This window comes from Streptomyces sp. NPDC006332, assembly GCF_040612855.1.
In the GTDB taxonomy this organism is placed as follows: Bacteria; Actinomycetota; Actinomycetes; order Streptomycetales; family Streptomycetaceae; genus Streptomyces.
In genome coordinates this window covers 33,591-52,554 of the sequence record NZ_JBEXRA010000035.1, presented here as the reverse complement: position 1 = coordinate 52,554, position 18,964 = coordinate 33,591, and the positions used below count along the sequence as shown (strand labels likewise).

Below are 18,964 nucleotides of genomic sequence, written 5' to 3'. Positions count from 1 at the left end.
GGTCCGGCCCAACCGTGACTCAACGAAAAGTTAACAACAGCCCACCGGAAGCCGAACTGGCCCGTCGGGGAGCGGAAAGTACACTGGATGCACCGTTCCGACACATTGAGTTCACCCTCTGTACGGGCACCGGAAAGTTGCGCAGCCGGGCAGCCCCCTAGCGTTTTGCAGGTGCCAAAGCTTTCCGTGATCGTGCCGTTCTACAACGTGCAGCAATTCGCCCCTGACACCCTCAGAAGCCTTCGCCTGAATGCCCGGCCGGACTTCGAGTTCGTGCTGGTCGACGACAAATCCAAGGACGAGACCCCGGCCATTCTCGAACGGGCGGCCGATGAGTTGTCGGACGTCGCGCAGGTGCGTCTGATCCGTCACGACGAGAACGGGGGGCTCGCCACCGCCCGCAACACCGGCCTGGACGCCGCCCAGGGCGAGTACCTGACGTTCCTGGACGGCGACGACTGGCTGGCCCCCGGCTACCTCTCCGAGCTGGTGGCGGCCATCGAGGAACTGGACGTCGACTTCGTCCGCACCGACCATGTGCAGGCCACCGCCCGCGCCCGGACCGTGCACCGGGCCCCGGTCGGCCGCCGCCACGAGGTACTGGACCCGCGCGAGGCGATCCTGCCCGCCGACCGCACCACCTCCGTGGACTACGCCTACGCCTGGGCCGGCGCCTACCACCGCCGCCTGCTGGACCGGGGCCTGCTGCACTTCACCGACGGGCTGCGTACGGCCGAGGACCGGCCGTGGATCTGGAAGCTGCACCGCGAGGCGGAGTCGTTCGCGGTGGTGAGCCTGCTGGGCGTGTTCTACCGGCGCGGGGTCGCCTCCTCGCTGACCCAGATCGGCGACGCCCGCCAGCTCGACTTCATCCGGGCCTTCGACCAGGTGATCGAGGAGACGGCCGGCGACCGGGACGCCGACCGGTTGCTGCCGAAGGCGGTGCGCACCTACTGCGCGATCATCGCCCACCATCTGTCCGACGAGTCCAAGTGGGAACCGTCCGTGGCCAAGCAGCTGCGGGCGATGAGCGCGGCGGCGATCCAGCGCATGCCGCAGGACGCGCTCGGTGACGTACTCGAGACCATGGACATCCGCCGTTCCGCCAGGCTCCGGCGGCTGCGGCGCCGGGTCACCACACCGAAGGCGGCTGCCTGATGCCCCTCCTCAGCCCTCGTGGCACCACCCAGATCCTCTGCGCCTCGACGCTGTACGGGGCCGCCACCCTGGCCGCCGCGATCGACTCCGACCTGTTCGCGGAGCCGGACCGGCGGGTGCTGCTGGTCTTCAACAACTCCGCCACCCCGGAGACCACCCCGGCGCTCGACACCATGCCCGGCTTCGAGCCGCTGCGCAGCCACTTCGACGAGGTGCTGTCGTGGAACGAGGCCATCCGCCCCTTCCACCCGGGGGCCTGGACCCCGCGCCCCGACGACATCCCGCTGTTCGAGCGCTATCTGCGGCTGCTGTGGGGGCTGGGTGACGACCGGATCGAACTGGTCCTGGAGTCCATCCAGGTCACCCCGGCCCTCACCGTGGCCCAGCTGTTCACCGACGCACCCGTGGACGTCTACGCCGACGGCCTGATGAGCTACGGACCGACCCGCAACAAGCTCGACCCGCTGGTCGGCACCCGGGTGCGCCGGCTGCTGCACCTGGACCTGGTGCCGGGTCTGACGCCGATGCTGCTGACCGAGTTCGACGTGCCCGCGCACCTGGTGCCGACCGACGCCTTCCTGAAGGTGATGGGCGAACTGACGGCGTCCGTGGACGAGTTGCCCCGCCTGCCGGAGGACGCGGCGCTGCTGCTCGGCCAGTACCTGTCCGCGCTGAACATACTCTCCCCCGCCGAGGAGGAGGACCTGCACGTGCGGATGATGCGCGGGGCGGTGAAGCGAGGACACCGGACCGTCGTCTTCAAGCCGCACCCCACCGCACCGGCCCGCTACAGCCGCGCCCTGGAGACCGAGGCCGAGAAGCTCGGGGTGGACCTCACCGTCCTGGACACGCCGGTACTGGCCGAGGTGCTGTTCGAGAAGGCCCGGCCCGCGCTGGTCGTCGGCTGCTTCTCCACCGCGCTGTTCACCGCGTCCACGTTCTACGACCTGCCGGTCGCCCGCATCGGCACCGAGCCGCTGCTGGAACGGCTCGCGCCCTACCAGAACAGCAACCGGGTGCCCGCCGTGCTGGCCGACGCCGTCCTGCCGGACCTGGAGGACGGGGCGGGCGAGGACGCGGTCCCGGCCGACGAACTGGGCGACCTGGTCACCGCGGTCGGTTTCAGCATGCAGCCGCAGATCTACCCGTCCCTGCGGCCGGCCGCGGAACGCTATCTCGCGAAGCGCTTCCGGGCCCGCACCCGGCGCTATTTCAAGCGCAAGCGGCTCACCGCGCTGGGACTGCCGGGCGGCATCCCGCAGCGACTTGCGTTCCTGCCCCGCAACTCCACGGCACGTCGGGTGGTACGGCGAGCGCGGGCATTGAAGAAGGCAGTACGCCGCTGACCGAGTCCCACTGAATCTGCTGAATCTGCTGTTCACTCCGCATTCCCACTCCTCGGAATTGATCCTTCCGCATAACACCGGGAGCGAAGAGAAACAGGGAAGTCGGCTTCCGGACGGAATCTGTTCGGCCGGGGTTCACGAAGGCTCCATAGCTTCCCCCAATGCGTCAGACAGTTTTCGGGTCAATCCCGTTCGATTCCTCGGCCGGGTCGATATGACCCAGCAGGACATACGATCGCCCGCCGCCCCGGCACCCGTCGTCCTCACGGCTGTGGAGCCGGGGCCCGCGCGGCGGCCGCTCATCTCGTACGTCCTGCCGGTCTACAACGAGCAGGACGGCATCGCGGCCTTCCACGCCGAGCTCACCGCCGCCCTGGCCGGCCGGCCGGACCTGGACGTGCAGCTGGTGTACGTCAACGACGGGTCCACCGACGGCTCGCTCCCGATCCTCAAGGACCTCGCGGACCATGATCCGCGGGTCCGGGTGGTCGACTTCGCCCGCAACTTCGGGCACCAGATCGCCATCACCGCGGGCCTCGACCACGCCGAGGGCGACGCGGTGATCGTGATGGACACCGACCTCCAGGATCCGCCGAAGGTCAGCCTGGAGCTGGTCGACGCCTGGCGCGAGGGCGCCGACATCGTGCACGCGCGCCGCCGCAGCCGGCAGGACAGCGCCTTCAAGCGGGCCACCGCGCACGCCTACTACCGCGTCCTGCGCGCCTCCACCGACGTGGACATCCCGCTGGACACCGGGGACTTCAGGCTGCTGGACCGCAAGGTCGCCGACGAGCTGCGCAGGTACCGCGAGCGCAGCCGCTTCGTACGCGGCATCGTCGCCTCGATGGGCTACCGGCAGCGGGAGGTGTCCTTCGACCGCGACGAACGGTTCGCGGGCGAGACCAAGTACCCGCTGCGCAAGATGGCCCGGCTCGCGGTCGACGGCGTCACCAGCTTCTCCACCGCTCCCCTGAAGATGATCACCCGGCTCGGTTTCGGGGTGCTCGCGCTGTCCCTGGCCGGCATCGTGTACGCGCTGGCCATGAAGTTCTTCCGGCCCGAGATCACGGTGTCCGGCTGGACGATGCTGATGTGTGTCGTGCTGTTCCTGGGTGGCACGCAGATGCTGTCCCTGGGTGTGATCGGCGCGTACATAGGGCGTATCTACAGCGAGGCCCAGGGGCGGCCGCTGTACCTGGTGCGCGAGGTGCTCGGCACCGCCGCCGACGGGGACGAGCGGGGCGGTGACGGTGACCGCTGAGACCACCGCCCCTGACACCACGACCCCGCCGACCGCCGCGCCCCCGTCGCGCACCCTGCGCCAACTGGTCCGCTACACCCTGATCGGCGGCAGCGGGGTCGCCCTCGACCTCGTCGTCTTCCTTCTGCTGCACAACCTCGCCGGGACGGACGAGCAGCTCGCCAACGTGATCAGCACGACCCTCGGCATCGCCAACAACTTCGTCCTGAACGCGCGGTTCACCTTCGACCGGCGCGACCGGATCGTCCTGCGCTTCCTGCGCTTCTACGCCGTGGGCCTGACCGGCATCGCCCTGACGTATCTGCTCTTCCTCGTCTTCACCGACGGGCTGGGGATCGACGCGAACCTGGTCAAGGCGGGTTCGCTGCCGCTGGTCCTGGCGCTCCAGTTCGTGCTCAACAGAAAATGGAGCTTCGCATGAACCTCGGCATCATCGGCGCGGGTGCCACGGGCCTGACCGCCGCCTGGGACGCCGTACGGGCGGGCCACCAGGTGACCCTGCTGGAGGCGGCCGCCGAACTGGGCGGTCTGGCGGCCTCGCTGGAGGTGGGCGGGGTACCGCTGGAGCGCTACTACCACCACATCTTCCGCAGCGACAAGGCGATGATCGCCCTGATCGAGGAGCTGGGGCTCGGCGACGCGCTGCGCTTCCACAAACCGACCACGGGCATCTACCGGGGCGGCCGGCTCATCGACTTCACCACCCCGTTCGACATGCTGCGCTTCCCAGATTTCTCCCCGGTGGACGCGGTCCGCTTCGCCGGTTCGTCGGCGCTGCTGAAGGCGGTCCGGGGCGGAGAGCGCTTCAACGACCTCACCGCGCTCGCCTGGCTGCGCCGTTGGGCCGGCCAGAAGGCCACCGCGGCGATCTGGGAGCCGCTGCTGCGGGGCAAGTTCGGCGACCGCGCCGAGCGGGTGTCGATGGCCTGGCTGTGGGCCCGGATCCACTGCCGCACCTTCGAACTCGGCTATGTGGACGGCGGTTTCGAGCGGGTGTACGCGGCGCTCCGGGACGGGATCGAGGAGCGGGGCGGCAAGGTCGAGTTCGGCAAGGCCGTGGAATCGATCCGGCAAGACGGTGATGTGGCGCCCGCCGTGGTGACCTGCGCGGACGGCTCCACGTACGAGTTCGAACGGCTGATCGTCACCACCCCGCAGCCCGTCTTCGCCAAGGCGGCCGGGCTGCCCGCCGGCAACGCGGCCTGGAAGAACCAGTACCTGGGCGCGACCTGCTTCGTGCTGGAGCTGGACCGCAGCGTGATCCCGTACTACTGGCTCAACATCAACGAGCCGGACTTCCCGTTCCTCGCTGTGGTCGAGCACACGAAGATGATCGACCCGTCCGTGTACGGCGGCCGGCACATCCTCTACGTCGGCAACTACGTCGAACGCGAGGACTGGCGCTTCACCACCGAACCGGCCGAACTGCTGTCGCGGTTCCTGCCGTACCTGCGCCGCGTCAACCCGGACTTCGACGAGTCCTGGATCAAGGACTGGCACTTCTCGAAGGCGGGTTTCGCCCAGCCGGTGGTGACCCCCGAGTACCGCGCCCTGATCCCGCCCCACGAGACACCGATGAGCCGCGTCACGCTGGTGACGATGGCCCAGATCTACCCCCAGGACCGGGGGCAGAGCTACTCGGTGGCGTTGGCGCGGGAGGTCACCGCGTCACTGGGGCTGCGCTGAGGTCCTGCGCGTGCACAGCACCGTCGTGGGGCCGCCCGTCGAGCGCGGGCAGTCGTACACGGCGGTGACGCGCCGCCACAGTTCCTTGTCGACCCTCGCGGGGCGGAACCAGGCGCGGTCCAGGACGGCGTAGGGGGCCGGGTCGTGGTCGACGCAGTTCTCGTTCTCGCGGAACGACTTCAGTTCGGTGACGTCCGGGAGGTAGCGGGTGCGCTGGAGGAACGTGGCGATCGGGTAGCGGCACCGCGCGGGGTGGTCGACGTAGTACGTGGTGTCGCCGAAGGCGAGGTAGAGGACCGGGGCGTCGGCGGGCATCCGGGCGCGGAGCCGGTCGGCCTCCGCCTCGGTGTCCCGCATCCCGGCCAGGTATCCGGCGTTGGTCATCCTGACCTTGCCGTACTGCACCAGATGCGGGGAGCCGGGCCACATGCTCGCGGCCAGGCAGACGACTCCGGTGAGGGTGACGGCGACCAGGGCGGCGGGCCGGATTCCGGATGCGGGGCGCTGGTCCGACGACCGGGCACGGGCACGGGCACGGGCATCCAGCATCACGTCCACCACGGCGGCGATCAGCGCGACGAACCCCAACCCCCAGACCAGGTAAGGCCGTTGCAGTGCCCCGTCCGCCCCGGCGTACAGCACCGGCAGCGCGCCGTACAGCAGGGACACGGCGCCGAAGCACCACGGCGAGCGGTGGGCGCCGCCCACCGCGATGCCCCACAGGGCGGCGGCGAGCACCGGCATCTGGGCGGCGTGGTACAGGAACCAGTTGCCCTGCACGACGACGACCGCCTGTGCGCCCAGGCCGATGGCGAACGCCACCAGGGCCAGTTCGATCCGCCGGCCCCGCCCGGGCACCCGGGCCAGCACCAGCAGCAGCGCCCCCGGGAGCAGGAGCAGCACCGGGCTCTGCACCGCCCGGTCGGCCAGGAAGTCGGCCGTGCGGTCCAGGATGAAGCCGGGGTGGATGCCGGTGCGGCTGAGCGCCGACTGGTTGATCTGCGGCATGTCCTCGGTCCACTGCCACTCGTGGGACCCGCCGAGCACGCTCAGCCCGAACAGGGCCACCGCCGCGGGCACCCCGACCAGCGCGAGCCGTACGGCCCGGCCCCGGTCGACGGCGTACACCAGGAGCACGCCGATGGCGGCCGTGGCGGCGGTGGAGTACTTCATCATCACGGCGAGGCCGAGCGGCAGCGCGGCGAGCAGGGCCGCGGGCCACGGCCGGGGCGGGCCGAGTCCGGCGGCGACGCCGAACACCGTCAGCACCACCGCCGCCCACTCCGGCTGGAGGAAGTCGTTGCGGGGCGCCAGGATCAGGGCGAGGCCGGTGGCGCCCGCGGTGAGCGCCGCCTCGCGTCCGGTGAACCGGCGGGCCAGCGACAGGTGGAGGGCGTAGGCCGACGCGGCGGCGAGCAGGATGCCCGTCGCCCCGATCACGGCCTCGCGGGCGGCCGGCGTACCGCCGAAGGAGACCCGGTCGAGGCCGGCGACGAACCACCGGTAGAAGTACGGCCGGTGGGTGAAGACCTCCGACGGCGAGTAACCGGCCTTCGCGCCGGTGCGCAGGGCACCGAGGACGTAGTGCAGGTCGCCGGTGAGACGGCGGGTGGCCGCGGTGTACCCCACGGCCGCCACGGCGGGCAGGGCGACCACCGGCCACCACAGGGGTGACCGGCGGTCGTCCGCACGCGACCGTGCCTCGGCGGGGGTGTCGTCAGCCAGGGCGGTCGCCATCGGTCAGCCGCCCAGGATGACCCGGAGGTCCGCCGCGTTCGCCTCGGTGACCTTCCACAGCTCCTGCTGCCGGCCGTGCACGTCCGCGACGGTCCTGTCGTGGTCGGCGAGCAGTTCCCCCGACCGTTCCACCAGGCGCGCGGCGAGGTGCCGGTCGTGCACCGAGACACCCCACTCGGGGCGCTCGATGTCCCGCAGGAAGTACGCCATCTTCGGGTGCGAGATCAGGCTGATGACGGGCGTGCCGCAGCCGAACGGGATCATGCCCGCGTGGCCGCGCATGCCGATCACCAGCTTGGTGCGCGCGTACAGGTCCGTGATCTGGTCGTTGTCGAAGTCGTACATCGGGATGACCGGCAGCGAGATGCCGTGCTCACGGCGCAGGTCGAAGGCGATCTTCTCGTCGTCGAGGGAGTGCGCCACGCACCGCACCTCGGCCAGCTCGCCCAGGTCCCGTACGGCTTGCGCCATCTGGGCCAGGAAGTAGCCGTAGTCGTGGCCGAAGCGCAGGCCCGCCCGGTCGTAGGCGGCGTTGATCAGGATGGTGTCGTCGCGCTTCACCGGGTCCTGCCAGCCCGGCAGGAGGTGGCGGGTGACCGTCGTCGGACACGGCTGGAAGCGCACCTTGTCGTGCAGGTGGGCCGGGAGCATGGCCCGCACCTTCTCGATCGAGCCGTGGTTGCGCAGCCCGAAGAAGGAGGACTGCTCGACGAGTTGACGCAGTGACTCCCGGAACCGGCCTGCCCGGTAGGACTGGCCGTCGAAGGCGTTGAAGCCGACCGCGAAGACCGCTATGGGGACGTCGATGCGCTTCAGCAGCTCGTCCGGGACGTTCCACTGCCAGGCGCTGTTGCCGTTCGGCATGGTGTCCGGGATGAACAGCCCGCCACCGCCGATGACCAGGCCCCGGCGGCGGTTGACCCGCTGCAGGGCGGCCTCGTCGAACAGCCGGTGGGCGTGCACGGAGTGCCAGCGGCGGGAGGTGGTGTCCGGCCCGAATGCGGAACGGACGCTCTCCGGCAACAGCTTGTCGCCCGCGTTGCCCTGGCGGTCCATGTAGAAGGCGACGTGCGCGAGCTGGTCCTCGGCGGCGCCCTGATCCTGGGCCGGTAGGGAGGCCGCGCGCTGGGCCCACAGCCGGTTGGAGCGGTGGGTGGGGTCGACGGACAGGCCGGCCGTGGCGTACCTGAGGGACTCGGCGTTGTCGCCGTGCACCCAGGCCATCTGGGCGAGGCGGGCGTAGGCGGTGGCGGCCCGGTTGGGGGCGGCGGTGGCCAGCAGCAGCTGTGTCCTGGCCTCCTCGTAGCGGGAGACGCTCATCAGGGCGTGCCCGTACACCTCGTGCGGCCAGGCCTCGTCGAGCGGGATCCGGACGCTGCCGAGGATGTCGACGGCGTCCGGGTAGTCGCCGGTCGAGATGTGCGCGGCGGCGACCTTGCGGGCCACCTCCACATCGGCGGTGCGGGCGACGTGCGGGGTGCCGTAGTGGACCAGCAGGTCGTGGTGGAGGCCGCCCGGCCTGGCGAGGTAGGCGGCGTGGAAGTCGGCGTCGGACAGGTCGAACTCGCGCCAGCGGGCCTCGGCCTGGCCGTAGCCTGCCTCGCCGCCCTGCCAGGGCTTGTGGCGGCCGGTGAAGTGCAGGATCGCCGTGTCGTCGGGGACCGGCAGGTCACCGGAGAGCCGTCGCTTGACGAAGTTGTAGCGCGCGTCGAGGCGGACGAAGTCGCCGTCCAGGACGGCGTTGAGGATGCCCTGGTCGTGCTTGTCGAGTTCGTAGTCGCCGCTGCGGCCGGTCGCGTCGAGCTTGGCGCAGAACGCGTCGGACAGGTACTCGCGCTGGATGACCAGCAGGCCCGAGTTGAGCTTGTGCTGGCCGTAGAAGAACTGCGAGACGGCCGCCAGGCCCTCGCGCAGTTCCAGCAGTTCGCTCAGGTCGCCGAGGACGACCATGTCGGTGTCGAGCGTGATGACGGTGTCGTACTCGCGCAGCCGGAAGACGTCGAGGATGAAGTACGCCTTGCGGACCAGGTAGTTGTCCTGGTCGCCCTTCTTGTACGCGTCGTAGTGGGTGTCGTTCACCCGGCGCAGGACGATCCGCGGGTGGAGGTCGCGGATCTTGGCGATCGAGCCGGGGCGCAGGTCGTCGTAGAGGACGACGAAGTCCTCGCACACGCCCGGGTTGGACAGCGCGAGGCTGCGCAGCAGCACGAGGAAGCCGGGGAGGTAGTTCTCGTCGACGTAACTGGCGAAGGCGATGCGGCGCTTGCCGGTGAGCGCGTGCGCGTCGGTCGCCGGGGCCTGGGGGGCGGCCGTGGCCGGGAAGGTGATGGTCATCGCAGGGAGATCCTCATGTCGGTCACGCCCTGGGCCCGCTGCATGACCCAGTCCTTCTCGCTGGTGTATTCGTGTACGGACGTGATGGCCAGCTTCATGGCCTCCGGGACGCGGTAGGCGCCGCTCTCGTAGAAGTCGAAGCCGATCAGGTCCAGGGTGGGGCTGACGTCCAGGAAGTCCAGCAGCCACAGCATGTTGAAGCCGGTGGTCGGGATGCCCGACCAGACGTCGCCGCCGAGCCTGCCGATGTTGCGTACGGGCCAGCGCAGCGACTCGTCGCCGAGGTGGGCCTGGGCGCCGGGCACCAGGCGGTTGCGCAGCGAGTACTTCCAGTCGCCGGACACGCCGCCGAAGACGATCCGAGTGGTGACCGGCTTGTCCCAGTTGAAGCCGTGCTTGTGGATGGTGGCGTGGATGTCGGTGCGCGCGCCGGTGTGCTTCGGGTCGATCCGGTACGAGTTGAAGCGCACCACCAGGTCGTACGCGTCGATCTCGGCGCCCATCGAACTGGCGCCGACCCGGCCGGAGTTGGCGATCAGGCAGATCGACTTGCCGGCGATCTGGTTGCGGAACTCACCCAGGGTGATCCACTGCACGCCGCCGACGGTCGGGTCGGCGACGGGGCCGCGCATCCGGCTGCGGCGCTGGTCGGCGTAGAGGGCGACGGCCTCGGTGAGCGCGGGCAGGTCGACGCCGGGGACGGCGGTGCGCAGGTCGAGGTACTGGCTGAGCAGCTCCTGGCGGTCCTGCACCGGGGCGTTCTCGGCGGCCAGTGAGAGGAGCGCTCCCACGAGACGGGGTTCGGCCTCACTCCAGTCGCCCACGGCGTGCGCGGCGAGACCCTCGGCCCAGACGTCCGTGGCGGGGCGGCGTGTGAAGTCCTGGGCGCGCGGCACCTGGCGGCGCAGGAGGGCGAACAGCTCCCGTTCCTTGTCCGCGGCGATCTTCAGGCCGTCGATCCGGGCGCGGACGCCGAAGCCGTCGTCGTCGGTGAGGGCGAGGTAGCGCTCGTACGCCTCCAGCGCCTCGGTCTCCTCGCCGAGGGCCTCCAGGAGACGGGCGCGCAGCCGCCAGCCGGCGCGAGAGTTCTTGCGCTGGGCGAGGACGGTGTCGCTGATGACGAGGGCGAGGTTCGACTCGTCGTCGTAGCCGCACTCCAGGGCCTTGTTGGCGACGGCCAGCAGGGCGTCGAGGAGGTCGTTGCCGATGCTCACCGAGGGGGTGGCGGCGGGGCCCTTGACGGCCCTCTTGAGCAGTGCGGTGGCCCCGGTGGCCGGGGCGGGCGCGGGGGCGGCGACAGAGGTCGTGCCCCACACGACGAGCAGCTTGCGCAGCTGTTCGGCGAGTTCTACGCGGCGGCGGTCGATGCTGCCGACCAGTTTCCCGCTGTGCGCGGCACAGGCACGCAGGCAGTCGTCCAGCTCCCCTCCACGCGCACGTGCACGTCTCTTCTGGACCGTCGTCATGGCACTCCTGTTTTCTTTTTACCCAGCTTTAACTGTGTTCTTGGCTTTACTTCCGCGTGGGGGGATTCTGGGGAAACTTAGGAAGCCAAAACGACATCCAGGTGAACTCACCGGGACCAGGCGGCTAATCGTTGACCGGCCGACCCAGACCTCCCCTCGATTCGGATTAACGTGCTGAGAAGCACCCGTAGGAACGCCCGTCGAGGGGAATTTCGTGACCAGCATGACCGTCCGGCCGGTGCCCGACGCGTCCGCGCCCGCGCTGCCCCCGGCGGAGCGGACGGGCGCCCGGCGGGAGCCCCGGCTGCGCGCCCTCGACGGACTGCGGCTCGTCGCCGCGCTGATGGTGGCCGCCTATCACTACGGCGGCCGGGGCGGCGAGATCACCCACGCCTGGGGAAGTTCGCCGGACAGGCAGTTCCCCACGCTGCACACCTATTTCGCGTACGGCTGTCTCGGCGTCCAGGTCTTCTTCGTGATCAGCGGATTCGTGATCTGCATGAGCGGCTGGGGCCGGCCGCTGAAGTCGTTCTTCGCCTCCCGCGCCTCCAGGCTGCTGCCCGCCTACTGGGCGGCGGTCTTGTTGGTGACGGCGGTGTTCGCGCTGCCGATGGTCACCTACAAGGCGCTGTCGCCGAGCGACACCCTGGTGAACCTGACGATGCTCCAGTACCCGCTGGGCGTGGACCGGGTGCTGGGGGTGTGCTGGACGCTGTGGGCGGAGGTCCGCTTCTACGCCCTGTTCGCGCTGTGTGTCGTGCTGCCCGGAGCGTCACGCCGACGCGTGATCATGTTCTGCGCGGGCTGGACGCTCGCCGCGGCGATCACCCAGGGCGCGCACCAGCCGCTGCTCGACATCGTGTTCATGCCGGAGTACGCCCCGTTCTTCATCGGCGGCGTCGGTCTCTACCTCGTGCACCGCGACCGCAAGGACGTCTACGCCTGGGGCATCGTGGCCGTGAGCTTCCTGATCGGGCAGCACTACGCGGTGCGCAGCCTGTGGAACGCCGCGGACCCGAACGCCTTCGCTCACCGCACCTCGCTGGGGATCGTCCTGGTCGTCGCCTTCGGTTTCGTCGCGGTCGCGGCCATCGCGCTCGGCTGGTTCGGCTGGGCCAACTGGCGCTGGCTGACCGTGGCCGGGGCGCTGACGTACCCGTTCTACCTGGTCCACGAGCACCTCGGCTGGGTGATGGTGCGCGCCCTGCATGTCAGCCTGGGCCTGCCGTCGGCGGTGACCTTCGTCCTGACGGTCCTGTCGATGCTGCTGCTGGCCTGGCTGCTGAACCGGTACGTCGAGAAGCCGCTGACGCCGCGGCTGCGGGCAGCGCTGGCGAAGATGCGCTGAGCCGCGGCTGCGGGCAGCGCTGGCGAAGGTGCGCTGACGGCCCGCTCGGACCTCCGCCGTGGTACTCACTCGATCCCGTACCGCGCCCCGATCCCCGCGATCACCAGCGCCAGTCCCTCCTCGAAGTGCTGGTCGTAGTCCTGGAACAGCTCCGCGCCCGCCTGGGCCGACAGCGGGAAGTCGGCCATGAGGCGGGCGCGTTCCTCGATGTCGTAGCCCTCGCGGCGCTCACCGGGCAGCGGCTGGACACCCTGCTCCTCGGTGACGAAACCGAGCGTGTAGAGATACGTCGTCCCGGTCGCGCGCACGGCCTGCGCGAGGCTGAAGCCGGCGCCCGTGAACAGGCGCAGGTCGCCCTCCATCTGCTCGGCGTGCACGATGCCGGTGAAACGTGAGCCGCTGAAGACCTTCGCGCCGTCCCGGTAGCCGAGCAGCGCGGCACGCAGTCCGCGGTTGGACGTCAGCAACCGCTCCCGCCAGCTGTCACCGGGGGCCAGAGGCGTTGCCGCGACCATCCGGCGGTACATCTCCGTCGCCATCTCGTCCAGCAGGGCCTGCTTGTCCTTGAAGTGCCAGTACAGGGCGGGCGCCTTCACGTCCAGCTCCTTGGCGATGGCACGCAGGGTCAGCCCGTCCAGACCCACCTCGTTCAGGAGCGTCAGGGCGGCGTCCGCGACCCGGCGGCGGTCGAGGGGGGCTCGTCGTTCCGTGTTCACGCTTGACAGCTTAACGCCGTTAAGGGCATGGTCGCAGCAGACAGCACTTAACAACGTTAAGGAGAGTGATCGGTATGGACACGGACATCCTGATCGTGGGCGCGGGCCCGACCGGGCTCGCCCTGGGGATCGACCTGGCCCGGCAGGGTGTGGCGGCGCTGGTGGTGGAGCGGGCGGACACGCTGTTCCCCGGCTCGCGCGGCAAGGGCATACAGCCGCGCACGCTGGAGGTCTTCGACGATCTCGGCGTGCTGGACGCGATCCGCGAGGCCGGGGGCGACTATCCGGTCCAGATGATCTGGCGGGACGGACAGCGGGTGGGCGAGCACCGGCTGTTCGACCCGGCGGAGGCGAGCGAGGACTCCCCGTACGCCGGGCCGGCGATGGTGCCGCAGTGGCGCACCCAGGAGATCCTGTTCGCCCGGCTGACGGAGCTCGGCGGGCGGGTCGCCTTCGGCCGGGAGGTCGTCGGGCTGGACCAGGACGAGGACGGCGTGACCGTGCGGCTCGGGGCGGGGGACCGCCTCCGCGCGCGTTACGTGGTCGCCGCCGACGGCGGCCGCTCGACCGTACGCCGTGCGCTGGGCGTCGGCATGACCGGGCAGACCGTCGACCCGAACCCGCTCCTGGTGGCGGACGTCCGGATCACCGGCCTGGACCGCGACAACTGGCACGTCTTCCCGCCGGGCGGTGAAGGCGACGGCTTCCTGGCGGTCTGCCCGCTGCCCGGCACGGAGGACTTCCAGGTGATCGCCCAGTTCCCGGAGGGCACCTCGGTGGACACCTCCCCCGACGGCATCCGCGAGGTCGTCGCCGCCCGCTCACACCTGGCCCCCGAGGACGTCACCGAGGTCCGCTGGGCGTCGGACTTCCGCCCCCGGGCGGCCCTCGCGGACAGCTTCCGCGCCGGGCGGGTCTTCCTCGCCGGGGACGCGGCCCACATCCACTCCCCCGCCGGGGGCCAGGGCCTGAACACCAGCGTCCAGGACGCCTACAACCTGGGCTGGAAACTCGGCGCGGTGGTGCGCGGCGAGGCTCCGCCCGCCCTCCTCGACACCTACGAGGAGGAGCGGCGCCCCATCGCCGCGGAGGTACTGGGGCTGTCCACGAGCGTCCACCGCGGCGAGGCCACGCGGGGCGAGGCGACCCGTCAACTCGGCCTGGGATACCGGGAGTCGACGCTCACCGCGGAGACCCGGGCCACGGTGGACGGGATCCGGGCCGGTGACCGCGCCCCGGACGCCACGGTCGCCGGCGTACGCCTCTTCGACGCGTTCCGGGGGCCGCACTGGACCCTGCTGGCACTGGACACGGAGGCACCGGAGACCCCTCAGGCGCCGGCGTCGGTGCGGATCGTGGAGGGCCCGGCACCCGAGACGTACGGCAACGGTCTGTTCCTGGTCCGTCCGGACGGTTACGTGGGCTGGGCGGGGGCCACGTCGGAGGGCCTGACGGAGTACGCCGAGGGGGTCGGGCTCGGCCCGACTACGGGCTGACGCGCTGGCGCTCACCGGTGGCGGCCGCCTGCTGGACGCGGTCGAGGAGGCGGTGGCGGCGCACGGCGTGGGCGAAGTCGGGGACGGTGCGGGTGCCCTCGGTGAGGTCAGCGCGCAATTGCGCGTAGGCGTGGGCGACGCTGTGGGCCATGGTGCCGCGTAGCCCGGCCGGCGCGGGAACGTTCGCGTCGTAACGGGCCGGTACCGGCAGCTCGGTCAGTTCCGCGTTCTTCCCGCGGGCGCCGTGGAGGGTGACCTGCCCGAACTGGAGGTGTCCGGAGTTGCCCGTGACACGCAGGTCGCCCTCTGTCCCGTTGATTTCCCACAGGAAGTTGGTGGAGCGGGCGACCCCGCCGCGGAAGTGCACGGAGGCGACGGCGCCCGATTCGAGGACTCCGCTCACGGCGATCTGGTCCTCGACGTTCTTCGGCAGGAGTTCCCCGGTCTCCTCGTGCCGGACCTCGGGGCGCCGGGTGGCCGTGGTGGCGCTGAGCTCGGTGAACTCGCCCAGCACCGAGGCGAGTCCGTCGATGGTGTGACCGAAGGGGACGGACAGCATGGTCGCGCCGTTGGTGCGGTCGAACACGTAGGCGTTGCGGCTGCCATACGTCGCCCCCCACGTCACCCCCGAGGCGACGACGCTGGTCGAGAGCACCTCCCCGACGTATCCGTCTGCGACCAGGTCACGCAGGTAGCGGACCGGCGGGGCGGAGCGCGCCTGGAGCCCGACGAAGCCCCGCAGCTTCCGCGACTGCGCGAACGTGGCCATCTCCTCGGCCTCCGCGGTCCCGTTGCCCAGCGGCCACTCGCTCAGCACGGTCTTCCCGGCGGCGAGCGCGGACATGACCAGCTCTCTGTGGTGTGGGACCTTGACGGTCACGACCACCAGGTCCACCTCGTCCCGCTGGACCAGTTCCTCGACGCTGCCGAACGCCAGCGGAACTCCGAACTTCTCCCCCGCGGCCCTCGCGGACTCGGCGCTGCTGGCGCTGAGGGCGCGCAGCTCGTACGCGTCGGGCAGGGCGGCGAGGGCCGGGACGTGGGCGGTCCCCGCCCAGCCGCCATTGACGCTGAGCCCGACGATGCCGACGCCGACCGGGGCGGGTGAAGCGGACGCGGGCGTGGACGCGAGCGTGGGGGAAAGAGAGGAGGGCATGACGGTTCCCTTCGCATGGCCGGTGCCACCGGCTGGTGATCACCACCGTAGCCCATGTTCGCTCAACCGCGAACATAGGTCCGCCGGAACTCCGTGGATACTGGGGACGTGGCCAGTCGAACCTCATCCCCGTTGATCCACCCCGACGAGCAGGACATGGACCTGTTCACGGTGATGGCCGCCCTCAGCGACCCCGTCCGCCAGAGCATCGTGGCCACCCTCGGCGCCCAGTCCGAAGTGCCCTGTGGCGGTTTCGACCTCCCGGTCGGCAAGTCCACCAGCAGCCGCCACTTCCGCGTGCTGCGCGAGGCCGGCCTGATCCGGCAGCAGGACGAGGGCACGCGACGCATCAACTCCCTCCGCCGCGAGGAACTGGACCGCCGCTTCCCCGGCCTGCTCGACCTCGTCCTGCGCGAGGCGGTCGAGTGCCGTGGTCGCCTTGTGCAATCCTCAGCCGACTAGGGTCTGCGGTCAGCTCGAAGGACCTCCCCGGGCATAGTGCCGCCACGTTCGGCCTTGGAACTGGCGACCTCGGGTGATCGGGAGCCATGTATTCCTCCGCTGTTGAGTGCTCATGGTGGCCGTGAGTGGTCGCCAGGGGCGCAAATGACGCCGGGTTCCTCCGGCCTCGGCGGCTGGATGGGCGGTGGTGTCGTCACCTATCCGTGGCATCGGGAACGAAGGGCTGATCCGGGCTCGTGGGCGAAGGGCGCCGCCGCGGAAGCATCATGGCCGTGGTCACTGCGGTGGCGAGGATGAGCGCGGCGGCGAGGCAGAAGGCGTTGCGGGCGCCGGTGAGCGCGGCGACGGCCGGGGTGGGGTCGCCGGGCACGGCGGAATGGAAGAAGAGGCTGCCGAGCAGGGCGACGCCGAGAGTGCCGCCGAGTTGCTGCACCGCGTTGAGCAGGCCGGCGGCGGAACCCGTCTCGTGTGGGCGGATTCGGTGCAGGGCGGTGGTGAAGAACGGCACGGCGTACAGGCCCTGACCGATCCCGGCCACGGCCAGCGCGGGCAGCAGCGGCCAGGGGTAGGAGGCGGGCGGGCTGGTGGCGTACACGGCGGCGGCCGATACGACTCCGGCGAGCAGGGCCAGGAGGCCGACGCTCATGACCCGGGCTCCGTAGCGGGGTACGAGCCAGGCGCCGGCGACCCAGGACGACAGCGCCATCGTCGCCGACCACGGCAGCAGCGTGAAGCCGGCCGAGAGGACGCCGCGGTGCAGGCCCAGCTGTATCTGCAGCACGGCCACCAGCATCAATCCGCCCACCACAGAGAAGAACAGCACGCTGGACACCAGCGCGGCGGTGAAGCCGCGGTCGACGAACAGGCCCGGCTCGACGAGTGGGCTGCGGCCGCCGCGGGCCCGCCGCCGTTGATGTGCGGCGAAGCCCGCCAGCACCGCGCCGCCGGCGGCGAGCATGGCCCACGACCAGCGTGGCCGGCCCTGTGCGCCGCCCTGGATGAGCGGATAGACCAGCAGGCTGCTGCCAAGGACCACCAGCGCCGTGCCGGCGTGGTCCAGTCGCGGTCGAAGCGCGGCACGGTCCTCGTGCAGCAGCGGGGTGGCCGCCAGCACGGCGGCACCAAGGGGGACGTTGACGAGGAAGACCGCGCGCCAGGAGGAACCCAGCACATCCGCTTGGGTCAGCGCGCCGCCGATCACCGGGCCGGTGACCGCGGCGAACCCCATGACAGGCCCGATGGTGCCCATCGCCCGGGCCAGTGCGGGGCCGGTGAACATGGCGCGGATCATGCCGATGGTCTGCGGGATGATCAGTGCGGCCGCGGTGCCCTGCACGGCCCGCAGGGCGATCAGTACCGCCGTGGACGGTGCGAGCGCGCACCCCAGCGAGGCCAGGACGAAGCCGGCCATGCCGACGCGGAACACCCGCCGCCGGCCGACGATGTCACCCAGCCGCCCGCCGGTGATGAGGAAGACGGCGAAGGGCAAGGTGTACGCGGCACTGAACCACTGGATGCTGGAGGCCGGACCGCCCAGACCAGCGCGGATCACGGGGGCGGCGACGGTCATGACGGTGGCGTCGAGGAGGTTCATGGCCTCGGCGAGCAGCAGCACGGTGAGCGCGGCCCAGCGTCGCCGCGGGGGCGGGGAGGTGGAGTACGACATGCGCCCGAGCGTGCGCGACGCCGTCGGGGCACCTCCACTTTGAGCGGCTGGAACGCTGAATCATTCCATTGGAATGTCCGTGGTGCATGATTTTCACATGCTGGACGCCATCGACCGTGGTCTCATCCACGCACTGCGTATCGACGGGCGGGCGCCGTTCAGCGCGATCGCCGACGTCCTCGACGTCTCGGCGCAGACGGTCTCCCGCCGCTACCGGCGGCTGTGTGCAGACGCCGCGCTGCGGGTGGTCGGCCTGGCCGAGCCGCAGCGCAGCAACCGCACCCAGTGGCTCGTGCGGCTGACCGCGGGCCCGCGCGCCGCCCAGGACCTTGCCGACGCGCTGGCCCGCCGCGCCGACACCTCCTGGGTCAAGCTCGCCTCGGGCGGCACCGAGATCGTCGCGATCGTGCACACGTCCACCGCCGACGGGCCCGCCGGTCATGCGCTGTTGTTGCACGACATCCCGCGAACGGCCGGCATCACCGCGGTCTCCGCACATTGCGTGCTGCACACCTACCTCGGTGGGCCCACCGCTTGGTCCGGCCATCAACAGGCCCTCGACGCCGCGCAGCAGCGCCGACTGCGCACCGCCGTAGCTGACGCGGCGTCCGTCAGCGCCGCCCCTGGGGTGCGGGCGGCCCTCAGCGATGCCGATTCCGACCTGCTCGCTGCCCTCCAGCGCGATGGTCGGGCGAGCCTGAGCGGCCTCGCCGCGGCCACCGGCTGGTCGCCCGCCACCGTCGCGCGCCGACTGGAGCAACTGCGGGCCGGCGGTCAGCTCTTCTTCGACGTCGAACTGGACTCCACCCTGCTGGGCGTCACCACGCAGGCACTTCTGTGGATGGGCGTCGCCCCCGCCCACCTCGACCAGGTCGCCCGCACCCTGGCCCGGCACCCCGAGCTGGCCTACGTGGCCGCCGTCACCGGCCCCCACAACCTCACCGCCCATGCCCTGTGCCCCGACCCGGCGGCGCTGCACCGCTACCTCACCGAACGCCTGGGCACCCTGAAGGCCATCCACACCCTGGAGAGCGCGCCCGTGTTACGCACCATCAAGATGGCCGGCCCGCTCCCGGCCACCGGCAAGCCGCCCATGCGACGGCGCTGACTCTCGCCAGACGACGCGCGGCCG

The 18,964-nt window shown here is 70.9% G+C and carries 15 protein-coding genes; 9 read left to right on the top strand and 6 right to left on the bottom strand.

Annotation, left to right across the window (positions count from 1 at the left end; translation table 11 throughout):
• Positions 1-171: 171 nt before the first annotated feature.
• From ABZ027_RS27865 to ABZ027_RS27845, 5 genes are all read left to right on the top strand, one after another.
• Complete coding sequence (locus ABZ027_RS27865) at positions 172-1,158, top strand: glycosyltransferase family 2 protein (protein WP_356773047.1); 987 nt, start codon at positions 172-174, stop codon at positions 1,156-1,158.
• A complete protein-coding gene (locus ABZ027_RS27860) occupies positions 1,158-2,504 on the top strand; it encodes an alpha-2,8-polysialyltransferase family protein (RefSeq protein ID WP_356773045.1) in 1,347 nt (448 codons plus the stop codon). The genes ABZ027_RS27865 and ABZ027_RS27860 overlap by 1 nt, the downstream gene beginning before the upstream one ends.
• 214 nt (positions 2,505-2,718) lie before the next feature.
• The gene (locus tag ABZ027_RS27855) at positions 2,719-3,765 is read left to right on the top strand and encodes a glycosyltransferase family 2 protein (protein ID WP_356773043.1); all 1,047 of its coding nucleotides are present in this window, start codon (positions 2,719-2,721) and stop codon (positions 3,763-3,765) included.
• On the top strand, positions 3,749-4,186 hold the full coding sequence (locus tag ABZ027_RS27850; protein ID WP_356773042.1) for a GtrA family protein: 438 nt from the start codon (positions 3,749-3,751) through the stop codon (positions 4,184-4,186). Before ABZ027_RS27855 ends, ABZ027_RS27850 begins: the two co-directional genes overlap by 17 nt.
• Positions 4,183-5,451 carry an NAD(P)/FAD-dependent oxidoreductase gene (locus ABZ027_RS27845; protein WP_356773040.1) on the top strand — a complete coding sequence of 423 codons (1,269 nt, stop codon included), beginning with the start codon at positions 4,183-4,185 and terminating at the stop codon, positions 5,449-5,451. The genes ABZ027_RS27850 and ABZ027_RS27845 overlap by 4 nt, the downstream gene beginning before the upstream one ends.
• Here ABZ027_RS27845 and ABZ027_RS27840 read toward each other — a convergent pair.
• The 3 genes from ABZ027_RS27840 to ABZ027_RS27830 are packed head-to-tail and all read right to left on the bottom strand — an operon-like array spanning position 5,434 to position 10,988.
• Positions 5,434-7,188, bottom strand: a complete 1,755-nt coding sequence (locus ABZ027_RS27840) for a hypothetical protein (protein ID WP_356773038.1) — start codon at positions 7,186-7,188, stop codon at positions 5,434-5,436. The genes ABZ027_RS27845 and ABZ027_RS27840 overlap by 18 nt on opposite strands.
• Positions 7,189-7,191: 3 nt before the next feature.
• Positions 7,192-9,522: a glycosyltransferase gene (locus ABZ027_RS27835; RefSeq protein ID WP_356773036.1), complete on the bottom strand. Its 2,331-nt coding sequence runs from the start codon at positions 9,520-9,522 to the stop codon at positions 7,192-7,194.
• Positions 9,519-10,988, bottom strand: a complete 1,470-nt coding sequence (locus ABZ027_RS27830; RefSeq protein WP_356773034.1) for a glycosyltransferase family 29 protein — start codon at positions 10,986-10,988, stop codon at positions 9,519-9,521. The genes ABZ027_RS27835 and ABZ027_RS27830 overlap by 4 nt, the downstream gene beginning before the upstream one ends.
• Before the next feature lie 223 nt (positions 10,989-11,211).
• On the opposite strand from ABZ027_RS27830, the gene ABZ027_RS27825 reads away from it, so the two are divergent.
• Positions 11,212-12,336, top strand: coding sequence for an acyltransferase (locus ABZ027_RS27825; protein WP_356773120.1), 1,125 nt, complete (start codon positions 11,212-11,214; stop codon positions 12,334-12,336).
• 65 nt (positions 12,337-12,401) lie between these two features.
• On the opposite strand, the gene ABZ027_RS27820 is transcribed toward ABZ027_RS27825, so the two are convergent.
• Positions 12,402-13,052 carry a TetR/AcrR family transcriptional regulator C-terminal domain-containing protein gene (locus ABZ027_RS27820; RefSeq protein WP_356773032.1) on the bottom strand — a complete coding sequence of 217 codons (651 nt, stop codon included), beginning with the start codon at positions 13,050-13,052 and terminating at the stop codon, positions 12,402-12,404.
• Between the two features lie 74 nt (positions 13,053-13,126).
• On the opposite strand from ABZ027_RS27820, the gene ABZ027_RS27815 reads away from it, so the two are divergent.
• The gene (locus tag ABZ027_RS27815; RefSeq protein ID WP_356773030.1) at positions 13,127-14,548 is read left to right on the top strand and encodes an FAD-dependent oxidoreductase; all 1,422 of its coding nucleotides are present in this window, start codon (positions 13,127-13,129) and stop codon (positions 14,546-14,548) included.
• Here the strand turns inward: ABZ027_RS27815 and ABZ027_RS27810 are convergent.
• Positions 14,538-15,704 carry a Gfo/Idh/MocA family oxidoreductase gene (locus ABZ027_RS27810; RefSeq protein WP_356773029.1) on the bottom strand — a complete coding sequence of 389 codons (1,167 nt, stop codon included), beginning with the start codon at positions 15,702-15,704 and terminating at the stop codon, positions 14,538-14,540. The two genes, ABZ027_RS27815 and ABZ027_RS27810, sit on opposite strands and share 11 nt — an antisense overlap.
• Before the next feature lie 108 nt (positions 15,705-15,812).
• Between ABZ027_RS27810 and ABZ027_RS27805 the strand changes: the two genes are divergently transcribed.
• Positions 15,813-16,166 (top strand): helix-turn-helix transcriptional regulator, encoded by a 354-nt coding sequence (locus ABZ027_RS27805; RefSeq protein WP_356773027.1) that lies wholly within the window; start codon positions 15,813-15,815, stop codon positions 16,164-16,166.
• 193 nt (positions 16,167-16,359) lie between these two features.
• On the opposite strand, the gene ABZ027_RS27800 is transcribed toward ABZ027_RS27805, so the two are convergent.
• On the bottom strand, positions 16,360-17,832 hold the full coding sequence (locus ABZ027_RS27800; protein WP_356773025.1) for an MFS transporter: 1,473 nt from the start codon (positions 17,830-17,832) through the stop codon (positions 16,360-16,362).
• 97 nt (positions 17,833-17,929) lie between these two features.
• Between ABZ027_RS27800 and ABZ027_RS27795 the strand changes: the two genes are divergently transcribed.
• Positions 17,930-18,940 carry an AsnC family transcriptional regulator gene (locus tag ABZ027_RS27795; RefSeq protein ID WP_356773023.1) on the top strand — a complete coding sequence of 337 codons (1,011 nt, stop codon included), beginning with the start codon at positions 17,930-17,932 and terminating at the stop codon, positions 18,938-18,940.
• Positions 18,941-18,964 lie beyond the last annotated feature (24 nt).